This is a genomic window from Amycolatopsis sp. A133 (genome assembly GCF_031082405.1).
Taxonomy (GTDB): domain Bacteria; phylum Actinomycetota; class Actinomycetes; order Mycobacteriales; family Pseudonocardiaceae; genus Amycolatopsis.
This window is the reverse complement of record NZ_JAVHJU010000003.1, coordinates 220,582-243,693: the sequence shown is the minus strand read 5'-3', so window position 1 is coordinate 243,693 and position 23,112 is coordinate 220,582. Positions and strand designations below refer to the sequence as shown.

General features: G+C 73.1%; 27 protein-coding genes and 1 pseudogene. 15 read left to right on the top strand and 13 right to left on the bottom strand.

Annotated elements, in window-relative coordinates; translation table 11 throughout:
- Positions 1–167: 167 nt before the first annotated feature.
- Positions 168–1,166 carry a helix-turn-helix domain-containing protein gene (locus Q5425_RS03965; protein ID WP_308670690.1) on the top strand — a complete coding sequence of 333 codons (999 nt, stop codon included), beginning with the start codon at positions 168–170 and terminating at the stop codon, positions 1,164–1,166.
- Positions 1,167–1,250: 84 nt separating this feature from the next.
- Complete coding sequence (locus tag Q5425_RS03960; RefSeq protein WP_308670689.1) at positions 1,251–2,135, top strand: transglutaminase domain-containing protein; 885 nt, start codon at positions 1,251–1,253, stop codon at positions 2,133–2,135.
- Here the strand turns inward: Q5425_RS03960 and Q5425_RS03955 are convergent.
- Positions 2,092–2,994, bottom strand: a complete 903-nt coding sequence (locus tag Q5425_RS03955) for a LysR family transcriptional regulator (RefSeq protein WP_308670688.1) — start codon at positions 2,992–2,994, stop codon at positions 2,092–2,094. The two genes, Q5425_RS03960 and Q5425_RS03955, sit on opposite strands and share 44 nt — an antisense overlap.
- Before the next feature lie 96 nt (positions 2,995–3,090).
- Between Q5425_RS03955 and Q5425_RS03950 the strand changes: the two genes are divergently transcribed.
- Positions 3,091–3,474 carry a nuclear transport factor 2 family protein gene (locus Q5425_RS03950; RefSeq protein ID WP_308670687.1) on the top strand — a complete coding sequence of 128 codons (384 nt, stop codon included), beginning with the start codon at positions 3,091–3,093 and terminating at the stop codon, positions 3,472–3,474.
- A 13-nt stretch (positions 3,475–3,487) separates the two neighbouring features.
- Here the strand turns inward: Q5425_RS03950 and Q5425_RS03945 are convergent, their stop codons facing one another.
- Together Q5425_RS03945 and Q5425_RS03940 are read right to left on the bottom strand one after the other, a co-directional pair.
- Positions 3,488–4,147 (bottom strand): TetR/AcrR family transcriptional regulator, encoded by a 660-nt coding sequence (locus Q5425_RS03945; protein WP_308670686.1) that lies wholly within the window; start codon positions 4,145–4,147, stop codon positions 3,488–3,490.
- A gap of 16 nt (positions 4,148–4,163) precedes the next feature.
- A complete protein-coding gene (locus Q5425_RS03940) occupies positions 4,164–4,982 on the bottom strand; it encodes a methyltransferase domain-containing protein (RefSeq protein WP_308670685.1) in 819 nt (272 codons plus the stop codon).
- Positions 4,983–5,173: 191 nt separating this feature from the next.
- Between Q5425_RS03940 and Q5425_RS03935 the strand changes: the two genes are divergently transcribed.
- Positions 5,174–5,761 carry a dihydrofolate reductase family protein gene (locus Q5425_RS03935; protein ID WP_308670684.1) on the top strand — a complete coding sequence of 196 codons (588 nt, stop codon included), beginning with the start codon at positions 5,174–5,176 and terminating at the stop codon, positions 5,759–5,761.
- Here Q5425_RS03935 and Q5425_RS03930 read toward each other — a convergent pair.
- On the bottom strand, positions 5,751–6,605 hold the full coding sequence (locus Q5425_RS03930; protein ID WP_308670683.1) for a sigma-70 family RNA polymerase sigma factor: 855 nt from the start codon (positions 6,603–6,605) through the stop codon (positions 5,751–5,753). The two genes, Q5425_RS03935 and Q5425_RS03930, sit on opposite strands and share 11 nt — an antisense overlap.
- Positions 6,606–6,670: 65 nt before the next feature.
- Here Q5425_RS03930 and Q5425_RS03925 point away from each other — a divergent pair, with 65 nt between their 5' ends.
- Positions 6,671–7,723, top strand: coding sequence for an alkene reductase (locus Q5425_RS03925; protein ID WP_308670682.1), 1,053 nt, complete (start codon positions 6,671–6,673; stop codon positions 7,721–7,723).
- On the opposite strand, the gene Q5425_RS03920 is transcribed toward Q5425_RS03925, so the two are convergent.
- The 3 genes from Q5425_RS03920 to Q5425_RS03910 are packed head-to-tail and all read right to left on the bottom strand — an operon-like array spanning position 7,681 to position 8,804.
- Entirely contained in the window at positions 7,681–8,079 is a 399-nt protein-coding gene (locus Q5425_RS03920; RefSeq protein WP_308670681.1) for a nuclear transport factor 2 family protein, read from the bottom strand. The two genes, Q5425_RS03925 and Q5425_RS03920, sit on opposite strands and share 43 nt — an antisense overlap.
- 55 nt (positions 8,080–8,134) lie before the next feature.
- On the bottom strand, positions 8,135–8,473 hold the full coding sequence (locus tag Q5425_RS03915) for a VOC family protein (RefSeq protein WP_308670680.1): 339 nt from the start codon (positions 8,471–8,473) through the stop codon (positions 8,135–8,137).
- A 10-nt stretch (positions 8,474–8,483) separates the two neighbouring features.
- Entirely contained in the window at positions 8,484–8,804 is a 321-nt protein-coding gene (locus tag Q5425_RS03910; protein ID WP_308670679.1) for a DUF6223 family protein, read from the bottom strand.
- Positions 8,805–8,994: 190 nt separating this feature from the next.
- Here Q5425_RS03910 and Q5425_RS03905 point away from each other — a divergent pair, with 190 nt between their 5' ends.
- The 3 genes and pseudogenes from Q5425_RS03905 to Q5425_RS03895 form a co-directional block, all read left to right on the top strand.
- Complete coding sequence (locus tag Q5425_RS03905) at positions 8,995–10,095, top strand: histidine kinase (RefSeq protein ID WP_308670678.1); 1,101 nt, start codon at positions 8,995–8,997, stop codon at positions 10,093–10,095.
- Positions 10,092–10,742 (top strand): response regulator transcription factor, encoded by a 651-nt coding sequence (locus tag Q5425_RS03900; protein ID WP_308670677.1) that lies wholly within the window; start codon positions 10,092–10,094, stop codon positions 10,740–10,742. Before Q5425_RS03905 ends, Q5425_RS03900 begins: the two co-directional genes overlap by 4 nt.
- 33 nt (positions 10,743–10,775) lie before the next feature.
- Positions 10,776–11,122 (top strand): annotated as a pseudogene (locus tag Q5425_RS03895) (DNA alkylation repair protein); the annotation flags it as partial.
- Here Q5425_RS03895 and Q5425_RS03890 read toward each other — a convergent pair.
- Positions 11,095–12,123 carry a C40 family peptidase gene (locus Q5425_RS03890; RefSeq protein ID WP_308670676.1) on the bottom strand — a complete coding sequence of 343 codons (1,029 nt, stop codon included), beginning with the start codon at positions 12,121–12,123 and terminating at the stop codon, positions 11,095–11,097. The pseudogene Q5425_RS03895 and the gene Q5425_RS03890 overlap by 28 nt on opposite strands.
- An 81-nt stretch (positions 12,124–12,204) precedes the next feature.
- Here Q5425_RS03890 and Q5425_RS03885 point away from each other — a divergent pair, with 81 nt between their 5' ends.
- From Q5425_RS03885 to Q5425_RS03865, 5 genes are all read left to right on the top strand, one after another.
- The gene (locus Q5425_RS03885; RefSeq protein ID WP_308670675.1) at positions 12,205–13,002 is read left to right on the top strand and encodes a biotin--[acetyl-CoA-carboxylase] ligase; all 798 of its coding nucleotides are present in this window, start codon (positions 12,205–12,207) and stop codon (positions 13,000–13,002) included.
- An 85-nt stretch (positions 13,003–13,087) separates the two neighbouring features.
- Entirely contained in the window at positions 13,088–13,678 is a 591-nt protein-coding gene (locus tag Q5425_RS03880) for a PH domain-containing protein (protein WP_308670674.1), read from the top strand.
- Positions 13,678–14,607 (top strand): hydroxymethylglutaryl-CoA lyase, encoded by a 930-nt coding sequence (locus tag Q5425_RS03875; protein WP_308670673.1) that lies wholly within the window; start codon positions 13,678–13,680, stop codon positions 14,605–14,607. Before Q5425_RS03880 ends, Q5425_RS03875 begins: the two co-directional genes overlap by 1 nt.
- Before the next feature lie 154 nt (positions 14,608–14,761).
- Positions 14,762–15,736 carry a TNT domain-containing protein gene (locus tag Q5425_RS03870; RefSeq protein WP_308670672.1) on the top strand — a complete coding sequence of 325 codons (975 nt, stop codon included), beginning with the start codon at positions 14,762–14,764 and terminating at the stop codon, positions 15,734–15,736.
- Positions 15,736–15,996 (top strand): hypothetical protein, encoded by a 261-nt coding sequence (locus Q5425_RS03865; protein WP_003105220.1) that lies wholly within the window; start codon positions 15,736–15,738, stop codon positions 15,994–15,996. Before Q5425_RS03870 ends, Q5425_RS03865 begins: the two co-directional genes overlap by 1 nt.
- Before the next feature lie 144 nt (positions 15,997–16,140).
- Here Q5425_RS03865 and Q5425_RS03860 read toward each other — a convergent pair whose 3' ends face one another.
- From Q5425_RS03860 to Q5425_RS03850, 3 genes are read right to left on the bottom strand one after another with little or no spacing between them, the layout of a single operon-like run.
- Positions 16,141–17,121 carry a hypothetical protein gene (locus Q5425_RS03860; RefSeq protein ID WP_308670671.1) on the bottom strand — a complete coding sequence of 327 codons (981 nt, stop codon included), beginning with the start codon at positions 17,119–17,121 and terminating at the stop codon, positions 16,141–16,143.
- Complete coding sequence (locus Q5425_RS03855) at positions 17,118–18,359, bottom strand: MFS transporter (protein WP_308670670.1); 1,242 nt, start codon at positions 18,357–18,359, stop codon at positions 17,118–17,120. Before Q5425_RS03855 ends, Q5425_RS03860 begins: the two co-directional genes overlap by 4 nt.
- 4 nt (positions 18,360–18,363) lie before the next feature.
- A complete protein-coding gene (locus Q5425_RS03850) occupies positions 18,364–19,239 on the bottom strand; it encodes an alkaline phosphatase family protein (RefSeq protein ID WP_308670669.1) in 876 nt (291 codons plus the stop codon).
- A gap of 225 nt (positions 19,240–19,464) precedes the next feature.
- Here Q5425_RS03850 and Q5425_RS03845 point away from each other — a divergent pair, with 225 nt between their 5' ends.
- Together Q5425_RS03845 and Q5425_RS03840 are read left to right on the top strand one after the other, a co-directional pair.
- Positions 19,465–20,220, top strand: a complete 756-nt coding sequence (locus Q5425_RS03845) for a Sir2 family NAD-dependent protein deacetylase (protein ID WP_308670668.1) — start codon at positions 19,465–19,467, stop codon at positions 20,218–20,220.
- On the top strand, positions 20,217–20,702 hold the full coding sequence (locus tag Q5425_RS03840) for a GNAT family N-acetyltransferase (RefSeq protein WP_308670667.1): 486 nt from the start codon (positions 20,217–20,219) through the stop codon (positions 20,700–20,702). Before Q5425_RS03845 ends, Q5425_RS03840 begins: the two co-directional genes overlap by 4 nt.
- Positions 20,703–20,771: 69 nt before the next feature.
- On the opposite strand, the gene Q5425_RS03835 is transcribed toward Q5425_RS03840, so the two are convergent.
- Both Q5425_RS03835 and Q5425_RS03830 read right to left on the bottom strand, forming a co-directional pair.
- Positions 20,772–21,074, bottom strand: a complete 303-nt coding sequence (locus Q5425_RS03835; protein WP_308670666.1) for a hypothetical protein — start codon at positions 21,072–21,074, stop codon at positions 20,772–20,774.
- A 204-nt stretch (positions 21,075–21,278) separates the two neighbouring features.
- Positions 21,279–23,006, bottom strand: coding sequence for a protein kinase domain-containing protein (locus tag Q5425_RS03830; RefSeq protein ID WP_308670665.1), 1,728 nt, complete (start codon positions 23,004–23,006; stop codon positions 21,279–21,281).
- Between the last annotated feature and the right edge of the window lie 106 nt (positions 23,007–23,112).

Below are 23,112 nucleotides of genomic sequence, written 5' to 3'. Positions count from 1 at the left end.
GACCCCCGGGTGCGCGGTCGGGGCGGTGCTTCGCTTTGTCGGCGTAGGTGGGCGCGCTCCGCGCCGGGCGCGCACCTCACCTTGTCCGCGTGAGGTGGGCGCCCAGGCCGGTCACGCCCGGTGCGCGATCGAGTGGCCTGATGGCCGCCCTGTGCAAGAATCGGGCCATGGTCGAATTTGTGCACCCCGACCGGCACCACGTCGCCGTCCTGGTCCGCCACGGCATGTTGCTGATGGAACTGGGCATCGTCCACCGCCTGTTCGGCCAGGCGCGCTCGGCGGCCGGCGAGCCGTTGTACGAGGTCGTGACCTGCACGCTCGAGCCCGGCCCGGTGCGCACCGACGCCGACGTCACCATTCCGGTCGAGCGTGGCCCCGAGGTGCTCGCCGAGGCCGATACGGTGATCGTCCCGGCGTCCCTGGCCGAGTACGAGCCGATGGCGCGCGTGCTGACCCCGCCGCTCAAGGCCGCGCTCGACCGCATCCCGGCAGCCGCCCGCATCGCGTCGATCTGCACCGGCGCGTTCGTGCTCGCCGCCGCCGGGCTGCTCGACGGCCGCCCGGCCACCACCCACTGGCGCTCCGCCGGAGAGCTCCAGGACCGGTTCCCCGAGGTCGACGTCGACCCGTGCGTGCTCTACACCGACGACGGCGACGTGCTGACCTCGGCCGGCGTCGCCGCCGGCATCGACCTGGTGCTGCACATGATCCGCCGCGACCACGGCGCGGCCGTGGCCAACGAAGTCGCCCGCGGGACGGTCGTGTCCCCGCACCGCGAGGGCGGCCAAGCCCAGTTCGTCCGGCGGCCGGTGCCCGAGCCCCGGACGTCGTCGACCAAAGCTGCGCGGGCGTGGGCGCTGGAGAACCTGCACCGGCCGCTGACGTTGCGTGAGCTCGCCGCCCGCGAGGCGATGAGCACCCGCACCTTCACCCGCCGCTTCCGCGAGGAGGTCGGCATCTCGGCGCTGCAATGGCTGACGCAGCAACGGGTCGAGCGCGCCCGCCAGCTCCTCGAGGAGACCGATCTGCCGGTCGACCGCGTCGCCACCGAAGCCGGCTTCGGCACGGCGGCGTCGCTGCGCCAGCACTTCCAGGCCGCGCTCGGGGTCTCGCCGAGTGCGTACCGCTCGACGTTCCGCGGAGAACTGGCTGTTCAAGCGGGGTGAGCTCCCGCTGTGACCGCCGGGCCTCCGTCCCGCCCCGGGGTTCCGCTACCCGGAACCCCCGAAAAGCCGCTAGCTTCGGCAGCCATGGACGACTTCTACGTCAGCCACAGCCGCTTCTCCGACCCGGGCGCGCAGTCGTCCTGGCTCGACGCCACCCCGGGCGACCTCGCCGCCCTGCGCGAGGCGGCGTCCCAGCTGGTGTTCCACTACTGGGGCGCGGGTGACATCACCGAGCACGGCTTCCCGGCGGCCCGCCGCGACGAGATCACCCTGCGGTACGCCGCGGACATGTGGGCACGCCTGCGCGAGCTCGACCCGGCGCCGCCCGGCGGGCCGCGGCCACCGCTGCACCGGATCGTCGGCTGCTGCCGCGACTTCACGCTGCTCTTCGTCTCGATGGCGCGCCACCACGGCATTCCGGCCCGCGCCCGCGTCGGCTTCGCGAGTTACCTGATGCCGGGCTGGTACCTCGACCACGTCGTCGCCGAGGTTCGCACCGGCGACGGCTGGCGCCTGGTCGAACCCCAGCTGTCGCCCGGCTTCCGCGACCCGGTGGACGACGTGGAGTTCGACCTCCTCGACGTCCCCCGCGACCGGTTCCTGACCGGCCCGGCCGCGTGGACCGCGGCCCGCTCGGGCGAGCTCGACCCGGCCCGGCTCGTCGTCTCCCCGGACCTGGACGTGCCGTTCCTGCGCGACCTCCCGTACGCGTGGCACAACCTCGTGCTCGACCTCGCCTCGCTCAACAAGCACGAGATGCTCCAGTGGGACACCTGGGGCGCTCTCGACGACTCCGTGGTGCTCGCCCCGGCCACCCTCGCCCGCGCCGACGAGCTGGCCCGGCTGATGGCCGGCGCCGACGTCGAACAGCTGCGGGCGGCGTTCGAGGACGGCGACGTCCGGGTGCCGCCGGTGGTCCGCACGGTCACCCCGCCGGGACGGCTCCTGGCCGAGGTAGTGCTTCGCTGACCTCGGCGGCGGTCCGCACGAACCGCGCGATCCGCAGGTCCCGCGCGCCGGACGGCCAGGCGAGGGCCAGCGAGTACGGCGTCGCGTCGGCAACCGGCCGGTAGACGACGTCGTCCCGCGAACGCAGCTCGGCGACCGACGCCGGCAGCAGTGCGATCGCCTGCCCGAGCGCGACGGTTTCCAGCAGCTGCGCGCTGTCGTGCACGATCGGCCCCGGCGTCACCGGCCCGCCGGTCACGTCCTGCCCGGACCAGTACGCCCGGTCCGCGGCCGAGGAGAGCGGCCAGCACGGCGTCGGCCGCCCCGCGAAGTCGGCGCAGGTCAGCACGGCCCGGCCGGCGAGCTCGTGGTCCGACGGCAGTGCCGCCACCCGCGGCTCGCTGAAGAGCACCTCGACGTCCAGGCCGTGGTGGGTGCGGCCCTGGCAGCCGAGCACCGCCACGTCGGCCCGGCCGTCCCGGACCATCTCCGCCTGTTCGCCGAACCCGCTGACCCGGATGTCGACCGGATCCGGGTGCGCATCGGCGATCCGCCGCAGCAGATCGGTGGCGACCCCGGGTTTTGCGGTGACGACGAGCGCCGGCGCCTGCTGCGCCGCCCGCCGCGTGCGCCGGACGGCCGCGGTGACGGCGTCCAAGGCCTTCGCCGACTCCGCGAAGAGGACGGCCCCGGCCGGCGTCAGCGAGACGTGCCGGCTGGTGCGTTCGAAGAGCTGCACCCCGAGCCGCCGTTCCAGCAACCGGATCGCGCGGGACAACGGCGGTTGCGCCATCCCGATCCGCTCGGCGGCGCGGGAGAAGTTCAGCTCTTCGGCGACCGCGCGGAAGTACCGCAGCTCACGGACCTCGACATCGTCCATACCGGGAGAGTATCGCGGCAGAGTCCACAGGTCTTTCCCTTTCTGTTTCGCGGATGGTGGGCTTGGTGTCGATAACTCCACAAAGGACGGATACCGATGACGCAACCGAAGCAGAACAAGGAAGTGGTCCTCGCCTTCCTCCGGCTGGCCTTTACCGAGAAGCGCCCGGCCGACGCCTTCGCCGAGTACGTCGGCGACGGCTACGTCCAGCACAACCCCCACGCCCCGGCGGGCGCGGCGGCCTCGGCCCGGTACCTGGCCGGGTTCGTGGCGCGGTTCCCGGAGCTCAGCCTGGACGTGCACCGGGTGATCGCCGAGGACGATCTTGTGTGCACGCACAGCCTGCTCCGCCTGACGCCCGGCTCGCGGGGCAGCGCGATCGCGGACGTGCTGCGGGTGCGGGACGGCCGGATCGTCGAGCACTGGGATGTGGTGCAGGAGATCCCGGAGAGCACCGTGAGCGGCAACCCGATGATCTAGGTGAGCGGGGCCGTCACGCCGGGGCGACCGCGCCGGGCTCGCCCGCCGGCGGTTCCGGCTCCGTCGGCGCGATGCCGTGGAGGGCGGCGCTCACCACCGAGTCCACCGGCGGCGGATCGAGCGGGCCCGTGTGCGGGAAGACCGCCGCCAGCACCGAGGCGTGGCAGTAGCCGACCAGCAAGGCCGCGGCCGCGTCCACTTCGGACTCCGGACGGAGCCGGCCCAGTGCGCGTTCCTCCTCGAGGTAGCTCACCAGCCGGTCGCGCCAGTAGCCGGACCGCTCGCTGATCTCCGCGAACCGCTCCAGCACCCTGGGCTGCCCGACCAGGGGGCTGAACGCCGGTACCAGCACCTTGTGCAGCGCCAGGCCGAACTCCAGGTGGCGGCGCAGGTTCCCGGTCAGGGTGCCTTCGCCGGCCACCGGCAGCTCGCCCAGCTCCGCCTCCGTCGTGCGCACGTGCTCCAGCAGGGCCCGGGCCACCAGCTCCTCCTTGTCGGAGAAGTGGTTGTAGAGCACGCCGTCGGCGACGCCGGCCATGCGCGCGATCTCGCGCACGGTCATCCCGCTCGTGCCGTGGGTGGCGATCATCTTCCGCGCGGTCTCGACCAGCAGGTCGTGCAGCGACTGCCCGTCCCGCTGGGCGGCGGCTCTCCTCGGTGACATCACCGCCATCGTACGGGCGACATCGTCACGACCTCCTTCCCGTGACCAGCCACGCCGTGCCGCGCAGGCGGACCGCGTCCGGGCCCGCGAACGGCTCGAGCGCCGCCGTGAGGGCTTCGGTCGCCCGCGCTGCCGTTGCGCTGTCGACGAGCCCCAGGTGGTGGCGGACCGGCCCCCAGTCCGCGATGAACCGCGCCGCGTCGGGGACGTCGCGGCCCCAGACCTGGTCGGCCTCGACGTGGGTGCACGCCACGTCTTCGAAGCCGGCTTCGGTCAGCACCGCCCTCGTGCGGTCCGGGTCCGCGAACGACGTCGGGCCGCTGCCGTCCGGCCCGGTCGGCTGGGGCAGGTAAGCGGCCATCGCACCGAACACCCGGCCGAGGTCGGTGCCGGACAGGGCCGTCATGCAGAGGAACGCGAGCCGCCCGCCGGGGCCCAGCGCGCGCCGGACGTTGCCGAACGCGGCCACCGGATCAGCGAAGAACATCACCCCGAACCGGCTGACCGCCAGGTCGAACCCGCCGCCGGCGAACGGGTGGACCTGGACGTCACCCTGCTCGAACGTCACGTTCGGCACCTCGGCCGCCCGGGCCCGTGCGGTCGCGAGCATCGGCCCGGACAGGTCGACGCCGGTCGCGGACCGGGCCCGCGCCGCGGCGAGCCGGGTCAGCTGGCCGTTGCCGCAGCCGATGTCGAGCACCCGGTCGTCCGCACCGGCCCGATCGAGCAGGTAGCCGTTGAAGCCGCTGTTCACGGCGTCGTAGCGGTCGGCGTGCGTCGCCCAGTGCTCGCCCTCGTAGCCGTTCCACGCCTCCGCCTGCGCGGTGTTGACGATCCCGGACATCCCCGTCCCCCTCCGTTGTGAACAGCCGTTCATGAACACGTGTTCATGGTGGCTCCGCCATCGGGGGCGGTCAAGGCATCGGCCACCCGGCACCGGATGTCGGCCAGGTGGCAGATCTTCCGCCGAGGCGACCGCGGAAGACTTCTCATCAGCGAGGCAAACCGCCTCCGACCAGCGAAAAGGAGCTCACCGTGGCTGAGGTCATCGCCAACATGTCCATGTCCCTCGACGGCTTCGTGGCCGACCCGGAGGACCGCATCGATCACCTGTTCGAGTGGTTCGGCAACGGCGACGTCGAGGTCCCCACCGCCGTCGACTGGGCCACCTTCAAGACCTCCGAAGCCAGCGCGAAGATGCTGCGCGCGGCGATGGAGAACGTCGGCGCCCTCATCACCGGCCGCCGGCTCTTCAACCTCACCCAGGGCTGGGGCGGGGCGCACCCGATGGGTGTGCCGGTCTTCGTCGTCACCCACGAAGAGCCCGCGGACTGGCCGCACCCGGACGCGCCCTTCACCTTCGTCACCGACGGCCTCGAAAGCGCCGTCGAGCAGGCCAAGAAGGCCGCCGGCGACAAGATCGCCGCGGTCGCCAGCACAACGATCGCCCAGCAGTGCCTGAACCTCGGCCTGCTCGACGGCGTCCAGGTCGACCTCGTCCCCGTGCTGCTCGGCTCCGGCGTCCGCTTCTTCGACCACCTCGACGCCACCACCAAGCTGACCGGCCCGGAGGTCGTCGAAGGCACCGGCGTGACGCACCTGTCGTACCGGATCAAGCGCTGAGGAGCGTGACGTGCAGCGCGGCGAGGCGGGCGGGGCCGGCGATCACCTCATACGCCGCCACCCGCTCGCCTTCGACCGTCACGGCCAGTGCGAGCTCCAGCCGTCCGCGGGGCGCGACGACGACACCGACCACACCGTCGACCAGGGCCGCTTCGGCGAACCGGGCCCGTTTCCCGAACACCTGCGCCTCCTCGGCCACCGCACGGGCCCCGCGCGTCTCGAGGGCCGCGCCCGCCGGCAGTGCGGCCGCGTCGGCGCGGCGGACGACGTCCGGCGCCAGCACGTCGAGCAGCGAGGTGAGGTCGCCGCCGCGCGCCGCGGCCAGGAACGCGTCCACCACCCGGCGGTGCCGGGCCAGGTCGGCCGGCGGCAGCGGGGAGGTGCCCCGGACCCGCTGCCGCGCGCGGCTCGCCAGCTTCTTCGCCGCCACCGGCGTGCGGTCCAGCACCGGGGCGATCCGGTCGAACGGCACCGCGAACAGGTCGTGCAGCACAAACGCGATCCGCTCGGCCGGGCCGAGGGCGTCGAGCACCACCAGCAGCGCGCGGCCCACCGAGTCGGCGAGCGCGGCTTCGCCCGCCGGGTCGGCGTCGTCCACCGGCTCGGGGAAGACCTCGAAAGGCTCTTCGCGACGGGCTTTCCGGGAACGCAGGACGTCGAGGCAGACGCGGGAGACGACCGTCGTCAGCCACGCCGCCAGGTTGTCGACGGAGTCCACCCGGTTCAGCCGCAACCAGGCTTCCTGCACGGCGTCGTCCGCTTCGGCCGCCGAGCCGAGAATCCGGTAGGCCAGCCCCCGCAGCCGGCCGCGTTCGGCCTCGAATTGCGCCGCCAGCTCGTCCATCGGTCACCTTTCGCCCGTCTCCACCGTCGCCTCCTCGACGTATCCCCGCGACCGGAGGTGACCGGATGAGCTTGCTGACCCCTGCCGACCTGGACGGATGGCGCCTGCCGAACCGCGTCGTCCTGGCGCCGACGACCCGGGCGCGCGTCCCCGGCGGTGTGCCCGGCGACCTCCAGGCCGCCTACTACGCGCAGCGCGCCGGCGCCGGGCTCATCGTGGCCGAGGGCACCTGGGTGAGCGAACGGGCCGTCGGCTTCTCGAACGTTCCCGGGGTGTACACCGAAGCGCAGGTCGCCGGGTGGCGGCGGGTCACGGACGTCGTGCACGCCCTCGGCGGCCGGATCGTGCTGCAGCTGTGGCACACCGGGGCCGTTTCGCACCCGGACTTCCTCGGCGGGCGGCCGGCGGGGCCGTCGGCGGTGAACCCGGGCGAGCGGGTGCACACCGCCGCCGGGCAGCGCCTGACGCTCACCCCGCGCGAGCTGAGCGTGGCCGAAATCCGGGCAACCGTCGAGGACTACGGCACGGCGGCGGAGAACGCGCGCCGCGCCGGCTTCGACGGCGTCGAGATCGCGGCCAACGGCGTGTACCTGCTGGCACAGTTCCTGCACCCCCGGCTCAACCAGCGCACCGACGACTACGGCGGCTCGGCGGCCAACCGGCGCAGGCTGCTGTCCGAGGTCGTCGCCGCGGCCGCCGCGCACGGCCGCGTCGGCGTCCGGCTGTCGCCGTGGTGGACCGGCGGCCTGTTCACCGTGGACGAACCGCTTCGCGCCGAGTACGACGAACTGGTCGCCGGGCTCGCCGTGGACTACCTGCACCTCCGCGGCCCCGACGCGGGGCCGGACTTCGCGGCTTTCGCCCGCTACCGGCGGCTGTTCGACGGCCCGCTGATCGTCAACAACGGCTTCGACCGCGAGACGGGCAACGCGGTGATCGAGGCCGGCATCGCCGACGCGGTGTCGTACGCCCGGCACTTCGTCGCGAACCCGGACCTGGTGACGCGGTTCGCACTCGGCCTGCCGACCGCGCCGGCCGATCCGTCGACCTACTACGGGGGCGGCGGCGCCGCCGGTTACGTCGAGCAAGCGGCCGCGATGGCCGCCGTGTCCCAGTAGAACGGGCGGACTTCGGTGATGCGGTCGCCGGCCACGGTGATCGTCTGCAGGATCGGGAAGCCGAGCTCGCGGCCGGTGTCGCGGGCGCGCGCGTGCACGTTCGTCAGCACGACGAGCGGGGACGTCGTGGCGAGGAACGTCTGGTCCACGAAGTCGAAGGCGGCCCACGTCCGGCTCATCGCCGCGAAGAACCGCTGCAGACCGTCGTGGCCGCGCCAGACCCCGCCGTACGGCAGTCCTTCGGCCTGGTGCAACACAAAATCCGGGGCGAAGAACGGCTTCAGCGGCGCGAAGTCGCCGGTGGCGAAGTATTCGGCTTCGGCGGCGTACATGCCTTCGAGAACGGAGACGCTCATGACGATCACCGTGGCGCACCCGCGGGCGTGCCACCGGCGGGAACCGGACGCCGCGCTAGTCCACCGGGCACCACACCGCCAGCTCGCTCCCGCCGGGCTCGCGGAAGTGGAAGCGGCGCCCGCCGGGGAAGGCGAACGGCTCCCGCGTCACCTCCCCGCCGGCCGCCTCCACCGCCTCCCGGGCCGCGGCGAGGTCGTCCGTGCGGATCGTGAGCAGGGGCGCGTGGGTCTGTTCGGCCGGGTCCGACTGGAACCCCAAGGTGAGCCCGGCGGCCCGGACGTCGGTGTAGTCCGGGCCGTACGGAGTCACCGCCCAGCCGAACGCGCGCTCGAAGAACCGCCCGGACGCCTCGGCGGACGTGGACGGGAACTCGGCGAAGTCGATTTCGAACATGCTCCCGACGCTAGCGGCGACCACCGACAAAACCGCGCGAGCGCGCCGTCGAGAGTCCGCCGAGGACGAGGGCGACCGCGCCGATCACCAGGTCCACGTAGCCGCCGACGATGCCGTAGCCGGTGCCGGGCCCGCCCTTGGCGGCGGCCACGACCCACCCGCCGATGATCACCGAGGCCGCGCCCCCGGCCAGCGCCACGACCGCTCCCCGGCCGCGGCGCAGGGCCAGGCCGCCCGCGACCACCCCCGCCAGCCCGAGTGCGGCGGCGATCAAGGACCAGAGCCGCCCGGGCGTCAGGTCGGAGGAACTGGCGGCGGCGAGGACGTTCATGAGGGGCTCCTTCTTCCGGATCGGACGCCGAGAGCATGTCCGCCGGACCCCGCGTCCGTCGTCGTGCGCGAGCAGACACTTCGCGCTGCCGCGGGCGTCGCAGGAACCGGGGGACTACCGCGGGCGCAGTAGCCGGGAGATGCTCCGCTCGCGGGACTTCACCGCGCGGGCACCCGGTTAGGGTGCGGGGATGAGCCGGGCACTGGTGGTGGACGGGGTGATCGCCGCCGGGGTGGCGGCGGCCCTGCTGGTCGCCGGGCTGTCCGGCATGCACGCGCCCACGGACCTCGACGTGCTCGGGTACGCGGCGCTGGTGGCCGGCGGGCTGGCGCTGGCCGCGCGCCGCCGGGCGCCGATCGCCGTGCTGGCGGCGACCGCGGTGTGCGGGCTGGCGTACCAGGCCGCCGGCTTCGAAGTGCCCGTCGTCGCCTACCTCTTCGCCGTGTACGCCGCCGTCCGGGCGGGCCACCGGGCCGCCGCCGTGGTGGCTTCGGTGCTCATGCTGGTGGCGATCCCGTTGGCGCTGCTGGCTTCGGGCGTGCACGACACCGGGGCGGCGTTCACGCAGACGCGGGACGTCCTCCAGCTGGCGTGGCTGATCGCCGCCGGGGCGGCGGGGGAGGCGTTGCGCCAGGCGGAGCGCCGGGCCGACGAGGCCGAGCGCACCCGCGAGGAGACCGCGCGGCGGCGGGCCGACGAGGAACGGCTGCACATCGCGCGGGAGCTGCACGATTCGCTCACCCACCAGATCTCCGTCATCAAGGTGCAGGCCGAAGTCGCCGTCCACCTGGCCCGCAAGCGCGGTGAAGACGTGCCCGACGCGTTGCTGGCCATCCGCGACGCCGGCCGCGAGGCGACCCGGGAACTGCGCGCGACCCTGGAGGCGTTGCGCGACGACGACAAGGACCCGCCGCGCGGGCTCGACGACGTCCCCGACCTCGTGCGCCAGGCCCGGACCACCGGCCTCGACGCACAGCTGACCGTCGAGGGCCGGCGCGACGCCGTGCCGGTTGCGGTCGGCCGGACCGCCTACCGGATCGTCCAGGAGTCGCTGACCAACATCGCCCGGCACGCCGCCGCGGCCACCGCGTCGGTCCGGATCGACCACCGGCCCGGCACGCTGGTCATCCGGGTGGACGACGACGGTCCGGCCACTGTGGACAGCGTGCCGGGCGTCGGCCTGACCGGGATGCGCGAGCGCGTCACGGCGTTGGGTGGCCGGCTCGAAGCGGGGCCTCGCCGTGAAGGCGGGTTCAGCGTCCAGGCCGAGCTCCCCGTGGACCCGGCGTGATCCGCGTCCTGCTGGCCGACGACCAGCCGCTCATCCGCAGCGGGTTCCGCGCGCTCCTCGACGTCGAGGACGACATCCAGGTGGTGGCCGAAGCCGGCGACGGCGGCGAGGCGGTGCGGCTCGCGCTGGAGCACCTGCCGGACATCGCGCTCGTCGACGTCCAGATGCCCGGTGTCGACGGCATCGAGGCGACCCGGCGCATCGCCGCCGACCCGGCGCTGGCCGCAGTGCACGTCGTCATCCTGACCAACTACGGCCTGGACGAGTACGTTTTCGAAGCGCTGCGCGCGGGCGCGGCCGGGTTCCTCGTCAAGGACATCGAGCCGGCGGACTTCCTGCACGCCGTGCGCGTCGCGGCTCGCGGGGACGCGCTGCTGGCGCCGTCGATCACCCGGAAGCTGATCGACCGGTACGTCACCCAGCCGCTCGTCCCGGGTTCGGGGCTGGCGGAACTGACCAACCGGGAACGCGAAGCCGTCACGCTCGTCGCGAGGGGTCTGTCCAACGACGAGATCGCCGCGCGGATGGTGATCAGCCCGCTCACCGCGAAGACGCACGTCAACCGGGCCATGATGAAGCTGCGCGCCCGCGACCGGGCGCAGCTGGTGGTGTTCGCCTACGAGTCGGGGCTGGTGGTGCCGCGGTGACGGACGTGACGGAAGTCCTGGCCGAGCTGGCCGCTGCGAGCGCTGGCGAAGCAGCTGAAAACGCAGCAGGAGCTCGCCCGCGGGCTCTGGGCGTCGGGCGACTCCGCCGCGCGGCTGCCGGCGACCCTGATCTGCCGTCCGAAGGCGTTCGAGCGTGGTGAAGAAGAGCCCGCACGCGATCGCCTGCAGTGGGCGATGAACAGCTGCCTGGCGCAGATCGGGATCGGGCACGCCGGGCTCCGCGCCCGGGCCGTCGCCATCGGGGAGCGCCTTGAGGTGCTGAAGGACTACCCCACGCCGCCGGGCTGCACGTCTCCGTACGCGCCCTCTGGATCGCCGAGATGGTGCGCCGTCAGGCCGGACGGCCCGCGCCCGCGTAGTCGTCGCCCTTCGAGTGGTACGTGTGGATCTGGATCGCCTGGCCCTGGGTCGGTGCGTTGACCATCAGGCCGTTGCCGAGGTACAGCCCGACGTGGTGGATGCGCGTTGCCGGGCTGCCGTAGAACACCAGGTCGCCGAGGCGCGGCTCCTGCGTCGGCGGGACCGGCGGCAGCGCGCGGAACTGGCTGTCCGCCGTCCGCGGCAGGGCGACGCCCGCGCTGTCGTACGACGCCTTCGTCAGGCCGGAGCAGTCGAAGCCCGCCGCGCCCGCGTCCGGGCCGTTGCCGCCCCAGACGTACGGGAGGCCGAGCTGACCCAGCGCGAACCGGGTGGCCCGCACCCGCGGCGAACCGGCCGACGCCGGGTCGAGCGACAGCGTCGCGTACAGCTGCGCCATGCCGAGCACGCGCTGGCGGAACAGTTCGGTCTCACCGTCCGGGTGGTACGCCGCGACCGCCTTCCACCAGCCGGGGCCGGCGCCGAGGTCGGTGCCGCCCGCGCACAGCGCCCGGCCGGCCGCGATCGGGGCGTCGGTGCCGTACCTCTTCGTCTGCGCCGCCGACAGCCCGAGGAGGTTCCCGCCGCCGCGGCCGTGGTTCGACGCCGCCGAGCCGACGCCGGCCAGGGTGACCCACGACAGGTGGCACGACGGGTCTTCGCTGCGCAGCGCCAGCTCGCCGTTCGCGTAGCCGATCAGCGCTTCCGCGGGGATGTCGAGGGGCCCGGCCAGCTGGTCGGCCCACTGCTGCAGCGGGCTCTTGCCGCCCTGGCCGGACGCGCCCTGGCCCGGCTCCTGCGCTTTCACCGGTGCGCTCACCTCGAGGACCGACGGGCCCGGCACCGCGTCGCGCACCACCGGCAGGGGAGCCGGGGCGGCCGCGGGTTCCGGCGACCGGTCGGCCAGCAGCCAGCCCGCCGTCACGAGCCCGGCGACGAGCGGCAGCGCGACCAGGCCGCGCAGCGCAGCGCCGCGGGCCCACGAACTCGGCTTCGTCGTCACAGGTTCCAATCTAGAAGAGCACACCCCTTGGTGAACGAGCGAGTAGCTTGCACGATAGGGGGACTCCCATATGGTGGGCACATGTCCGAGATCGATGCTGCCCGGCTCACCGCGGCGCTGCAAGGTCGGTACGCGCGGGTCGACGTGGTCGAGCGCACCGGCTCCACCAACGCCGACCTGCGGAAAGCGGTCGAAGCAGGCGCCGCGGACCGGACCGTTCTGCTTGCCGAGGAGCAGACCGCGGGGGTCGGTAGGCGGGCTCGTTCGTGGAGTTCGCCGAAGGGCGCCGGGCTGTACCTGAGCGTCGCGCTCCGCCCGGGCGTGCCCTTCGCCGTGCTGGGCTCACTCTCCGTCGTCGTCGGGCTCGCTGTCCGGGCGGCCGCTGCGTCCGTCGGGGTGGACGCCGTGCTCAAGTGGCCCAACGACGTTCTCGTCGACGGCGCCAAGTGCGCCGGCATCCTCGCCGAGGCCGTCGCCGGGGACGACCCGTCGATCGTGCTCGGCATCGGCCTCAACGTCCTGCCGCTCGGCGACGTCCGGCCGGGGCCCGGCGGGCTGCCCGCGACGTCGCTGGCCGAGCAGGGCGCCACGAACACCGACCGCACGGACGTCGCCGTCGCGCTGCTCACCGGGTTCGACGACCTCGAGCGGCGCTGGCGCCTCGCCGGCGGCGACCTCACCGAGGCCGGGCTGCTCGGCGACTACCGCGCCCACTGCGCGACCCTCGGCCAGGACGTCGAGGTCCAGCTGCCGGACGGCACCGCGCTGACCGGCCGCGCGGCCGACATCGACGCCGCCGGGCAGCTGCAGGTCGACGTCGCGGGCGGGCAGCGGCACACCGTCTTCGCGGGTGACGTGGTCCACGTGCGCCCGGCCTGATTCTTCGGGGCGTTGCGCCCCACCGGCCGACGCCTCGCCGGTACGGTGAGGCGACACCGCCGCACCGACCTTGGGAGCGTCCGCCGTGGCTTATCCGGACGATTTGCTCAGCGAGCAAGAGCACGTCGTGGTGCACAGTCACCCGCACTTCAAGATCTTGATCTTGCCGACGCTCGCGCTGCTGGTCACCCTGGGTGCGGGCACCTGGCTCGCGATCATCGCGAAGGACGCGGGTTCGCCGTGGAACTCGGTCGGGCTGATCGCCGTCGGGGTCGTCGCGCTGGTGCTGGTCGGGTGGCTGTTCCTGGCGCCGCTCGTGCGCTGGCGGACCACCCACTTTATCGTGACGACCGACCGGCTGATCGTCCGCGAGGGCGTGCTCAAGCGCACCGGCATCGACATCCCGATGGGCCGCATCAACAGCGTCCAGTTCGAGCACGGCCTGGTGGACCGGATCTTCGGCTGCGGCTCGCTGATCATCGAGTCGGCCTCCGACGAGCCGCTGCGCTTCGAAGACATCCCGCACGTCGAGAAGGTGCACACGGTCATCTACCGCGAGGTCAACGACAACCCGTACGACGACTACCGGCCGGGTGCCCCGCAGCAGCCCCAGCAGACCACGCCCCTGCCGCCCCAGGGCGGCGGGCACCCGCCGCGCGGCGAGAGACGCCGCTGATGGGCACGCGCGAACAGGGCCTGCCCGAGCGCGTCCCGTCGGCGGGCGAGCTGCCGGACCGGATCACCATCTGGGAGGTCGGCCCGCGTGACGGGCTGCAGAACGAGAAGGCGGTCGTCCCGGTCGAGGTCAAGCTGGAGTTCCTCGACCGGCTCGCGGGCGCCGGGCTGACGACGCTGGAGGCGACCAGCTTCGTCCACCCGAAGTGGGTGCCGCAGCTGGCCGACGCCGAGCAGCTGCTGGCCCGGCTCGACCGCCGCGACGGCGTCCGGTACCCGGTGCTGGTGCCGAACGAGAAGGGCCTGAACCGGGCCCTCGAAGCCGGGGTCGAGCACATCGCCATCTTCGCCAGCGCGACGGAGACGTTCGCGCGCAAGAACCTCAACTCGTCGCTGGACGAGCAGTTCGCGATGTTCGAGCCGGTGGTCTCCCGGGCCCGGGAGGCGGGCCTCGAGGTCCGCGGGTACCTCTCGATGTGCTTCGGCGACCCGTGGGAAGGCGTCGTGCCGGCGAAGCAGGTCGCCGACGCCGGCCGCCGCCTGCTGGACATGGGGTGCTCGCAGCTTTCGCTGGGCGACACCATCGGCGTCGCGACGGCCGGGCAGGTCGAAGCGCTCATCGGGCTGTTCTCCGACGTCGGTACTTTGGCCGTGCACTTCCACGACACCTACGGTCAGGCTCTCGCCAACACGCTGGCGGCGCTCCGATGTGGAGTGTCGACTGTGGACTCCTCGGCGGGCGGGCTCGGCGGCTGCCCGTACGCCGAGTCGGCCACCGGCAACCTCGCGACCGAGGACCTGGTGTGGATGCTCGACGGGCTCGGCGTCGCCCACGGCGTCGACCTGGACGCGCTGGTGGGGGCCAGCGCGTGGATGGCGGGACAGCTCGGCCGCCCGAGCCCGTCCCGCGTGGTCGCCGCATTGAGCTGAGACGTCCGGGGGCTCCGCCACCCGGAGCCCCCGAAGAGAAACCGACCTCGTCGCGCCCCGGGGGAAGGGGTGCGGTATCAAGGGGGACCGGCAGCGCCGCGGCCGCGTCGAACAGCGTGTGCCCGCCGGGCACCGACCGAGCCGGAGGATGGGTGTGACCGAGCCTTCCGAGGCGGGCTCCGAACCGGTCGAGGCCGACCTCGACACCGGGCCGGTGCAGCTGCCCGGGTACGGCCTGGCGGATTCGGGCGCCTTCGAAGAGGCGCCGACCCCGCCCTCGGGCAACCCCGCGCCGTGGCCGCACGCGGTGTCGCCGCTGCTGCCGCCGTTCCCGCTGCCCCCGGCCCCACCCGCCCCGCCGACGCCGGCCCCGCTGCCGCCACCGATCGCGGGCCCGCCGCCGGTGGCCGGGCCCCCGCCGAACCCGGGTTCGCCCTCACCGCTGCCGCCGCTCGGTTCGCCGCGCACGGAACGGGAAAGCATCGTCGCGCTGTTCCTGGTGCACATGTTCCCGATCGGGCACCTGCCGGTGGCGATGGACAAGCCGGCGCGCCAGCTGCCGCTGCCCGAAGACCCGGACGGCTTCGCGCCGAACGACCACCCGGACGCCCGGCTGATCTTCGACGACCAGGCCCTGACCAACGTCACCGCCGGTTTCCGCCGCTCGCCGACCGCGCCGTCGCGGCCGGTGCCGCGGCACCTGACCGCGGGGTACGTGCCGTACGCCCGTGCGACGCAGGCGGTGTGGATCCGCCGGTTCGTCGTCGGGCACAGCGAGCTCGGCCCCGAATACGCGTGGCCACCGGGCGGGCAGTTCCCCGAGAGCAGCGTGGACTGGCCCGAGCCGGTGATGGTCCCGGCGGACACGGTCCTCGACCGCTTCGGCCCGGCGTACGGCCGGGTGCTCTTCGCCGACGGCACGCCGTTCGCGGAACGCTCGCTGCCACCCGCGTTCCTGGACGCCGAATACCGCCGGTACGTCGTGGTGCGCAAGGTGCCGATGTGGCGCTCGGAGACCGCGAACTGGTTCGGCCAGGTCGGCGGCGGCACCCGGTACCGTGCCCTGCTGGCGGCCGACGAACTGGTGACCCTCGGCTACCTCGCCGAGGCCAAGGGGGAAGAGGACTGATGAACACCCAGTCGATCCAGCGGTGGCTCGGCGTGCTGGGCGTGCCGCCGGAGGTCGTCTCGCTCGGCGCCGAGGTCGACAACGCCTGGTGCCTGATGCAGGGCGAGGACGAGGCGTGGGAGGTGTTCTGGCGCGAGCAGGGCAACCGCTACGACTGGGCGCGGTTCACCAGCGAACAGGTGGCGTGCCACTACCTGTTCGGCCGGCTGGCCTGGGCGCAGGTCGCCCGCGGCGCCGTCGGCCTGCTCCCGGGTTCCTGACCCAAGCGCCCCAATGTGGCGTTGGTTGCGTTCAACGCACCCAATGTGGCGTTCGGTGCGTTGGACGCACCGAACGCCACATTGGGTGCGCTGGACGCAACCAACGCCACATTGGGGCGCTTGAGTACGGGAGAGCCGTGCCCCTCAGGAGCCCAGCGCTGCCGGGGACTCCGCTTCCGGGACCAGCAGGCGGGGGGCGCCCGAACCGTCGGCCGGGACCGACCAGACGTCCGCGTGGCCCGGGCCGCGGGGCAGCCCGTAGCCGATCGTGTGGTCGTCGAGCCAAGCCGGCTGGTCGTCGACGCTGCGGGTCTCCGCCAGCGGTGTCACCTTCGCACCCGCCAGGTCCAGTACCGACAGCCGCCAGCCGCGGGCCGGGTCGCCGTCGACGGCGGACTTGAACGCCACCCGCGTCCCGTCCGGGGACAGGGACGGGCACTCGACGTTCTCCCGCAGCGTGCGCACGGTGTGGGCGGCGAAGTCGCCCGCGACCAGGTAGCGGTGGCCTGCCGTCGACATCGTCGCGTAGAAGTGGCGGTCGTCGCGGGTGAACGTGACGCCCCAGAAGTTCACGTCGGCGGCCTGGTACGGCCGGCCGTCGAGCGTCACCGCGTAGTCCTCCAGCGTGCCCGCAAGGTCGCCGGTCGCCGTGTCGAGGATGCCGGCGCGGGTGGAGAACAGGCCGCCGTTGTAGGAATCGCCGGTGACGAACACCGTCCACGCGAGCATCCGGCCGCTCGCCGACACGCGCGCCCGGTTCGGCAGCCCGACCAGCGGGATCTCCCGCTGCACCGCCAGTCCCCGGTCGAGCACCGCCAGCTGGTAGGTGGTCAGGTCGCCGTCCTGGCGCAGGCAGAGCCCGGTGCCGCCGGCGGCGTACACCCGCGCGCACGACAGCGGCGACACCGTCCGCGCGCCGCCCGGGTCGGTGGCGGACACCGTGGCGACGTGCCCGCGGTCGGCGTCGGCGGTGCTGCGGAACAGCAGCCGCGGGCCGGGAGCGAGGCTGACCGCGCCGGTCGCGGTGACGTCGTGGTTGCGTGCGCTCGCGAACCCGACGTACGCGATCGCCGCCCCGGCCAGCACGACCACGCCGGCGACCGCGATGAGGATCCGGATCTTCACGCTGTCACCTTCCGGGGCGAGAGCACCGCGAACGTCACGGCGATCGCGACCACGGCCCCGCCCGCGGCGACGGCGATCGCGAGGTCCGCGCCCCAGAACTGCCACGCCAGTCCGAAGAGGACGGACGAGGCGAAGTAGGCAAGCGCTTGCGCGGTCTGCACCAGCGAAATTCCCGTGGTGCGCAACGACTCCGGCAGCAGCGGCCCGGCCAGCGCCATGAGGACGCCGTCGGTCGCCGCGTAGAACGCGCCGTACAAGCTCAGCGCGAGCACGAACAGCGGCCACCCGGACACCGGCCCGGCGAGCAGCAGGTAGACCAGCGCCAGCGCGCCGTACCCGCCGAGCACCACCGGCAGCCGCCCGACCCGGTCGGCGAGCACGCCCAGCGGCGCGGCCAGCAGCAGGTAGCTCAGGTTCGTGCCGACCGCGAGCAGCGGGAACCAGCCGGTGGCGATGTCCTCCTTGTGCTGCAGCAGCAGGTAGACGAACCCGTCGCCGACCGTGGCCAGCCCGAGCACGCCCGCGGCCACCAGCAGCCGCCGCACGCCGCTGCCGCGCAGCAGAGCCGCCGCCGCGCGGGGCGAGACCGGGGTCGCGGCCTTCGGCGTCCGGCGGTCGCGGACGAACAGCACCAGCAGCAGCACGCCGATCGCGGCGATGCAGAAGCTGACGACGAACACGGCGTCGAAGGCTTCGGGGCTGGTGGCCCCGACGGCGGCCAGCACGGCGAGCGCGACCAGCGGCCCGGCGAACGCCCCCATGCTGTCCATCGCCCGGTGCACGCCGAACGCGCGTCCGAGCAGCGGTTCGGGCGCCGACAGCGTGATCAGCGCGTCCCGCGGCGCGGTGCGCAGGCCCTTGCCGGTGCGGTCGAGGGTGATCACCGCGCCGATCGCGGTGGGCGACGCCCCGGCCGCGAGCAGGCCGAGCTTCGCCACCGCGGACAGCGCGTACCCGGCCCCGGCGACGACCTTGCGCCGCCGGACCCGGTCGGCGACGTACCCGCCGGCGATCCGGAGCAACGCCGTCGCGCCGGTGTAGAGGCCGTCGACCAGCCCGTACGCGGCGGGGCTCAGGTGCAGGCCGAGCACCAGGTACACCGGCAGGATCGCGGTGACCATCTCCGAGGAGACGTCGGTGACCAGGCTGACGGCGCCGAGCGCGAAGACGTTCGCGCCGACCGCCGAGAGCTTGCCCTTCCCGGTGTGCTCTCGGCGGCCGATGGTGGCGAGGTACACGCGGTTACTGCCAGACGTCGAGGATCGGCGACTTGCTCGCAGCACCGCCGATGCCGGGCAGGCCGTAGGACGCCTCGATCGTGCGCAGCACGGTGTAGTGGTTGATCGATTCGCTGTAGCTGCCGGCCTTGACGTGCGCGCCGGTGAACGTCGTGAAGATCTGGTTGACCGACGTGCCGCTGTCCTCGTCGAAGGTGGTGATCAGCAGGCTGTTGTGCGTCTTGGCCCACTGCGCGTAGGCGTCGAGGTGGTTCTTCAGCCAGGTGTCGCCGGTACCGACGGAACAGTCGTGCATGTCGTTGCACATATCGGGCGTGACGAACGAAACGGTCGGCAGCTGGGTGAAGTCGGCAGGGAAGCCCGAGAACCGGACGTTGCTCGCGGCCGGGACGTTGGAGAAGTCCACCCAGCTGTTGTGCTTGCGCCGGTAGGTGCCGCTGGAGCAGCCGGTGTAGCCGTCCGAGGGCATGGCTTCGGAGTAGCCCTTGAAGGTCTTGCCCGCGTCGATCAGCTGCCGCCCGAGGTTGGCCTTGGCGCCGAGGTTGGCCGGGCAGCTGTCGTCGGTGACGCCCTGCGTCGCGCCGGAGAAGAGGGCGACGTAGTTGGGCTGGCTCGGGTGCGTGATCGCGAAGGAATTGGTGAACTTGGCGCTCTGCGAGGCCAGGGAGTTGAAGTAGGGCGCGCTGGAACTGCCGTTGATCGAGGAGTACTTCTTGTTCTCGAACATCACCAGGACGATGTGGTCGAACGCCGGCACGGCCGCCGCGGTGGGCCGGACGGCGGCGGGTTCGTCCGTTCCGGTGACGACGGCCGCGGTCACCGCACCGGCGGTGACCAAGGTGGCCGCGGCGAGCGCGGCGAAGATCCGCTTGCGGATCATGGGTCCTCCAGCACTGAGGGGGTGGGCGCCTCATGGTGCCGACGGCAGGGGACCGGTGCGTGAGGTGCTGTGGTCCGGTTCGTGAACACCAGGAAACCTCCGGCGGACAAAACAAAGGTTGGGTGAATCGTTTTCCGGTGTCAACCCCCTTTGGTAGGTGTCCACAGTGGAATTTTGAGCTAATCCGCTCGTCCCGCCGCGGGTGAGCCGTTACCCTCCGGCAGCATGGACGGCAAGCTCATCGACCGGATCCGCGGCGCCCGGCGGATCGCCGCGCTGACCGGGGCGGGCGTCTCCACCGCGTCCGGCATTCCCGACTACCGCGGCCCCGAAGGCGTCTGGACGCGCACGCCGAGCGCGGTGAACGCCTTCACGCTCGAGAACTTCATGGCCGACGCGGCGGTGCGCCGCGAATTCTGGCGCACGTACGCGGGGCACGCCGCCTGGCGGGCCGAACCGAACGCGGCCCACCGCGCCCTGGCGGAACTGGACGGCGCGGGGGTCGCCGTCCGCGTGCTCACCCAGAACGTCGACGGCCTGCACCAGCGGGCCGGCCTCGCCGCGCGCAAGGTGCTCGAACTGCACGGCAGCATGCACACCACGCGGTGCACCCGGTGCGCGGCCGCGTTCCCGACCACCGAGGTGCTCGAAGCCGGCGACGACGATCCGTCGTGTTCCCGCTGCGGCGGGATCCTCAAGCTCGATGTCGTCCTGTTCGGACAGATGCTGGACGGCGAAGTCCTCGGCCACGCCAGGAACATCGCGGCGGCGAGCGGGCTCTTCCTGGCCATCGGCAGTTCGCTGCAGGTGGAGCCGGCGGCGTCGCTGTGCACGGTAGCCGTGCAGGCCGGAGCGACGCTGGTCATCGTCAACCGCGACCCGACGCCGTACGACGACGACGCCGATTTTGTGCTGCGGGAGGACATCGAGACGGTCGTGCCGGAGCTGTGCGCCGCCGTGACGAAGGTGGGGAACCGTTGATCCGCGAAGCCCGCGACGACGACTGGCCCGGAATCTGGCCGATCATCCACGACGTCGTCACCGAGCAGCGGACGTTCCCCTACGACCCGGAGATGACCGAGCCGGCCGCGCGGCGGATGTGGTTGCTGCCCCCGCCGGCGCGGGTGGTCGTCGCCGTCGACGGCGAGCGGGTGACGGGCACCGCGAACATGTACGCCAACCGGCCGGGACCGGGCAGCCACATCGCCTCCGGCAGCCTGATGGTCGCGAAGGAGGCGCGCGGCACGGGGGTGGGCCGCGCCCTCACGACCGACCTGATCGGCTGGGCGCGCCGGAGCGGGTTCGCGGCGATCCAGTTCAACGCCGTCGTCGAGGTGAACGTGGCCGCGGTCCGCTTGTACGAGAGCCTGGGATTCGTGACGCTCGGAACGGCCCCCGGCGCGTTCCGCCATCCCGACGAGGGTGACGTCGGGCTCCGGATCATGTGGCTGGACCTGCGGTGAAGCCAGTCAGCGGCGCCCGCCGAAGGCGATGATCGACCGAGCCGCGGACACGCCGGCACCCGGCGTCGATCAATTTTCGGTGCGCTCGGAAATCGTGTCTTGCATGGTCAATTCTTCGGCGAAGATCGTGTCGATCTTCCGGCTCGCGGTCCGCAATTTCGTGACACCCGCGACGAGCAGCAGGAACGCGGCGGCCGGCACCACGAGCAGCACGGGCGGCCACCCGAAACCGACGACGGCACCGGCGCAGATCAGCGCGTTGATCAGGAAGACTGCCCTGGCGGCGACCCGCGGCCACGCGGGACGGTGCTTGGCGTGCCTGCCGCGCGGCGTGGAGAAAACCGGCCGCGCGAGGGCAGCATGGACACTCATCCAGACCTCCGAAATGTCGTTCACCGGCCGGGAGGGGATTCCCGGCGGACACGTGGAGTGTGTCGGGACGAAGGCGGCTCGGGTTACCCGTCGTTATTGGTTCGAGTCCCAATTCCCGGAATTGAATTACTCGCTGTTTCGGCGGGTTTTTGCACTAGGGCCGTTCGGCCCGGATCCGCTGGCCGGAGGTCCCGTGCCGCCCGCTCAGGAGTCGTGGCCGAGGCCCTTGCCTTTGCCCTTGCCCGGGTTTTCGGCTTTCTCGGTCTTCTCGGGCTTGACCGGCTTCGGTTGCTGGTTGGGCGGAGCCGGGTTCTGGTGGGTGACGGCGGCGGGTTCGAGCGGAGCCGGCCCGCTGGTGCTCGGCCGCGCACCGGAGTCCCCGGAGGCGGGGCGCGGCCCGGGGGTACCGGATTCGGCGAGCGGAGTGGACGACGTGGGCACGGAAGAAACGGCAGGCGAGTCCGCGGCGGGCGGCCGGGCGGGGGAGCCGGTCCCGGGCTCCTGCTCGATCAGCAGCATCGCCGAAACGGCCGCCACCGCGGCCGCGGTCAACCCGGCCGCGGCGGCCAGCCGACGGCGTTTCGGGCTGTCGGCCGGGGCTGCGGCGGGGAGGTTGTGGAGGTGGGTGGGGGCTTCGGCGGAGGTGAGGACGGGCTCGTGCCGGGGTGCCGGGCCTGCGGTGGGGCGGTTGCGGGGTACCGGGCTGGGAGCCGACGCGCCGGCCGCGGACCAGGCGTGGCCGGGGGTGGGGCTTGCGTCGTGGTGGGCGGGTTCCGCCTCGGGCCAACCGTCGCTTGCTGGGTCCGGAGCGAGACCCGCGTTGTGGTGTGCCGGGTCGGCGGGCCAACCGTCGCTGGCCGGGTCCGGGGCGAAGCCCGGGTCGGCGGTGGGCCAAGCGTGGTCTGCGGAGCTCGCATCGCGGTGTCCCAGGTCCGCCGCGGGCGAACCGTGGCCTGCCGCGCCCGGAGCGGAGCTGCGTTCCCCCTGATCCGCACCAGCGGACCCAGCCGTGCCGAAACCGTCGGCCGCTGCCGTGCGGCGACGCCAGCGGGGGCTGCGCGCAGTCCTGCTCCACGGCAGCGTCGGCGGCGGGGCGTGCAACATGTCCAGCACCTTCGCGGCGCTCGGCCGGTCGGCGGGCTCGCGCTGCGTCATCCGGCGGAGCGTGTACGCCAGCGCCGCCGGGGCGTCGTCGGGGATCCGGGGCGGCCGGCTCAGCCGGGCCATTGCCGCCTCGACCATCGTGCCCAGGTACTCCCGTTGGCCCGTCAGGCATTCCAGGAGGATCAACCCCAGGGCGTACACGTCCGCGGGCGGGCCCGCCGGCTCGCCGCACACCTGCTCGGGTGCCAGGTACGCCGCCGTGCCCGGGATCAGGCCCGTGCCCGTGATGTGGGTGGCGTCCAAGGCGTGGGCGATGCCGAAGTCGCCGATCAGGGGACCGTCCGCGGACAGGAACACGTTGGCCGGCTTCAGGTCGCGGTGCACGATGCGCCGCGCGTGCACGTGGGTCAGTGCCTCGGCGAGGCCGTCGGCCAGCTCCGTCACCTCCGCGGCCGTCATCGGGCCGCCCAGCAGCCGCTCCGCGAGGTTTTCGCCCTCGACCAGCTGCATCACCAGGTACGTCCGGCCGTGCTCGGTGCCGCTGTCCAGCAGCGCCACCACGCCGGGGTGGCTGATGCTGCCCTGGATCGTCATCTCGCGCAGCCGGCGGCGCTGGTCGAGCGCCACCGCGTCGCGGTCGTAGATCTTGACGGCGACCTCGCGCGTCAGCCGCACGTCGTAGGCGCGGTAGACCCGGGCCGTGCCGCCGCTGCCGATCAGCCTGCCGACTTCGTAGCGCCCGCCCAGCAGCGCCGGCGGCCGCTCGTCGTCGAGGGCCTGGCGTGGGGTGATCGTGAACTCACCGAGCGCGTAACGCCCGTGCGTCACGTCCGCCCCGTCGCTCGTCGGCGGGCGCCCCGTTCTCCCGGCTTCGTCGGACACAGGCGGCGGATACCCCGGACCCGTGGACGGCAAACGTCGGAAGATCACGAAG

Excerpts from the sequence above, each read along its gene's own strand:
- Q5425_RS03930 (WP_308670683.1), bottom strand. The coding sequence starts at position 6,605 with ATGGACGAGCTGGCGGCGCAATTCGAGGCCGAACGCGGCCGGCTGCGG.
- Q5425_RS03875 (WP_308670673.1), top strand. The coding sequence starts at position 13,678 with ATGGGCACGCGCGAACAGGGCCTGCCCGAGCGCGTCCCGTCGGCGGGC.
- Q5425_RS03885 (WP_308670675.1), top strand. The coding sequence starts at position 12,205 with ATGTCCGAGATCGATGCTGCCCGGCTCACCGCGGCGCTGCAAGGTCGG.
- Q5425_RS03850 (WP_308670669.1), bottom strand. The coding sequence starts at position 19,239 with ATGATCCGCAAGCGGATCTTCGCCGCGCTCGCCGCGGCCACCTTGGTC.
- Q5425_RS03945 (WP_308670686.1), bottom strand. The coding sequence starts at position 4,147 with ATGGCGGTGATGTCACCGAGGAGAGCCGCCGCCCAGCGGGACGGGCAG.
- Q5425_RS03835 (WP_308670666.1), bottom strand. The coding sequence starts at position 21,074 with ATGAGTGTCCATGCTGCCCTCGCGCGGCCGGTTTTCTCCACGCCGCGC.
- Q5425_RS03920 (WP_308670681.1), bottom strand. The coding sequence starts at position 8,079 with ATGAGCGTCTCCGTTCTCGAAGGCATGTACGCCGCCGAAGCCGAATAC.
- Q5425_RS03915 (WP_308670680.1), bottom strand. The coding sequence starts at position 8,473 with ATGTTCGAAATCGACTTCGCCGAGTTCCCGTCCACGTCCGCCGAGGCG.
- Q5425_RS03865 (WP_003105220.1), top strand. The coding sequence starts at position 15,736 with ATGAACACCCAGTCGATCCAGCGGTGGCTCGGCGTGCTGGGCGTGCCG.
- Q5425_RS03910 (WP_308670679.1), bottom strand. The coding sequence starts at position 8,804 with ATGAACGTCCTCGCCGCCGCCAGTTCCTCCGACCTGACGCCCGGGCGG.
- Q5425_RS03905 (WP_308670678.1), top strand. The coding sequence starts at position 8,995 with ATGAGCCGGGCACTGGTGGTGGACGGGGTGATCGCCGCCGGGGTGGCG.
- Q5425_RS03955 (WP_308670688.1), bottom strand. The coding sequence starts at position 2,994 with ATGGACGATGTCGAGGTCCGTGAGCTGCGGTACTTCCGCGCGGTCGCC.
- Q5425_RS03965 (WP_308670690.1), top strand. The coding sequence starts at position 168 with ATGGTCGAATTTGTGCACCCCGACCGGCACCACGTCGCCGTCCTGGTC.
- Q5425_RS03940 (WP_308670685.1), bottom strand. The coding sequence starts at position 4,982 with ATGTCCGGGATCGTCAACACCGCGCAGGCGGAGGCGTGGAACGGCTAC.
- Q5425_RS03925 (WP_308670682.1), top strand. The coding sequence starts at position 6,671 with ATGAGCTTGCTGACCCCTGCCGACCTGGACGGATGGCGCCTGCCGAAC.
- Q5425_RS03950 (WP_308670687.1), top strand. The coding sequence starts at position 3,091 with ATGACGCAACCGAAGCAGAACAAGGAAGTGGTCCTCGCCTTCCTCCGG.
- Q5425_RS03845 (WP_308670668.1), top strand. The coding sequence starts at position 19,465 with ATGGACGGCAAGCTCATCGACCGGATCCGCGGCGCCCGGCGGATCGCC.
- Q5425_RS03960 (WP_308670689.1), top strand. The coding sequence starts at position 1,251 with ATGGACGACTTCTACGTCAGCCACAGCCGCTTCTCCGACCCGGGCGCG.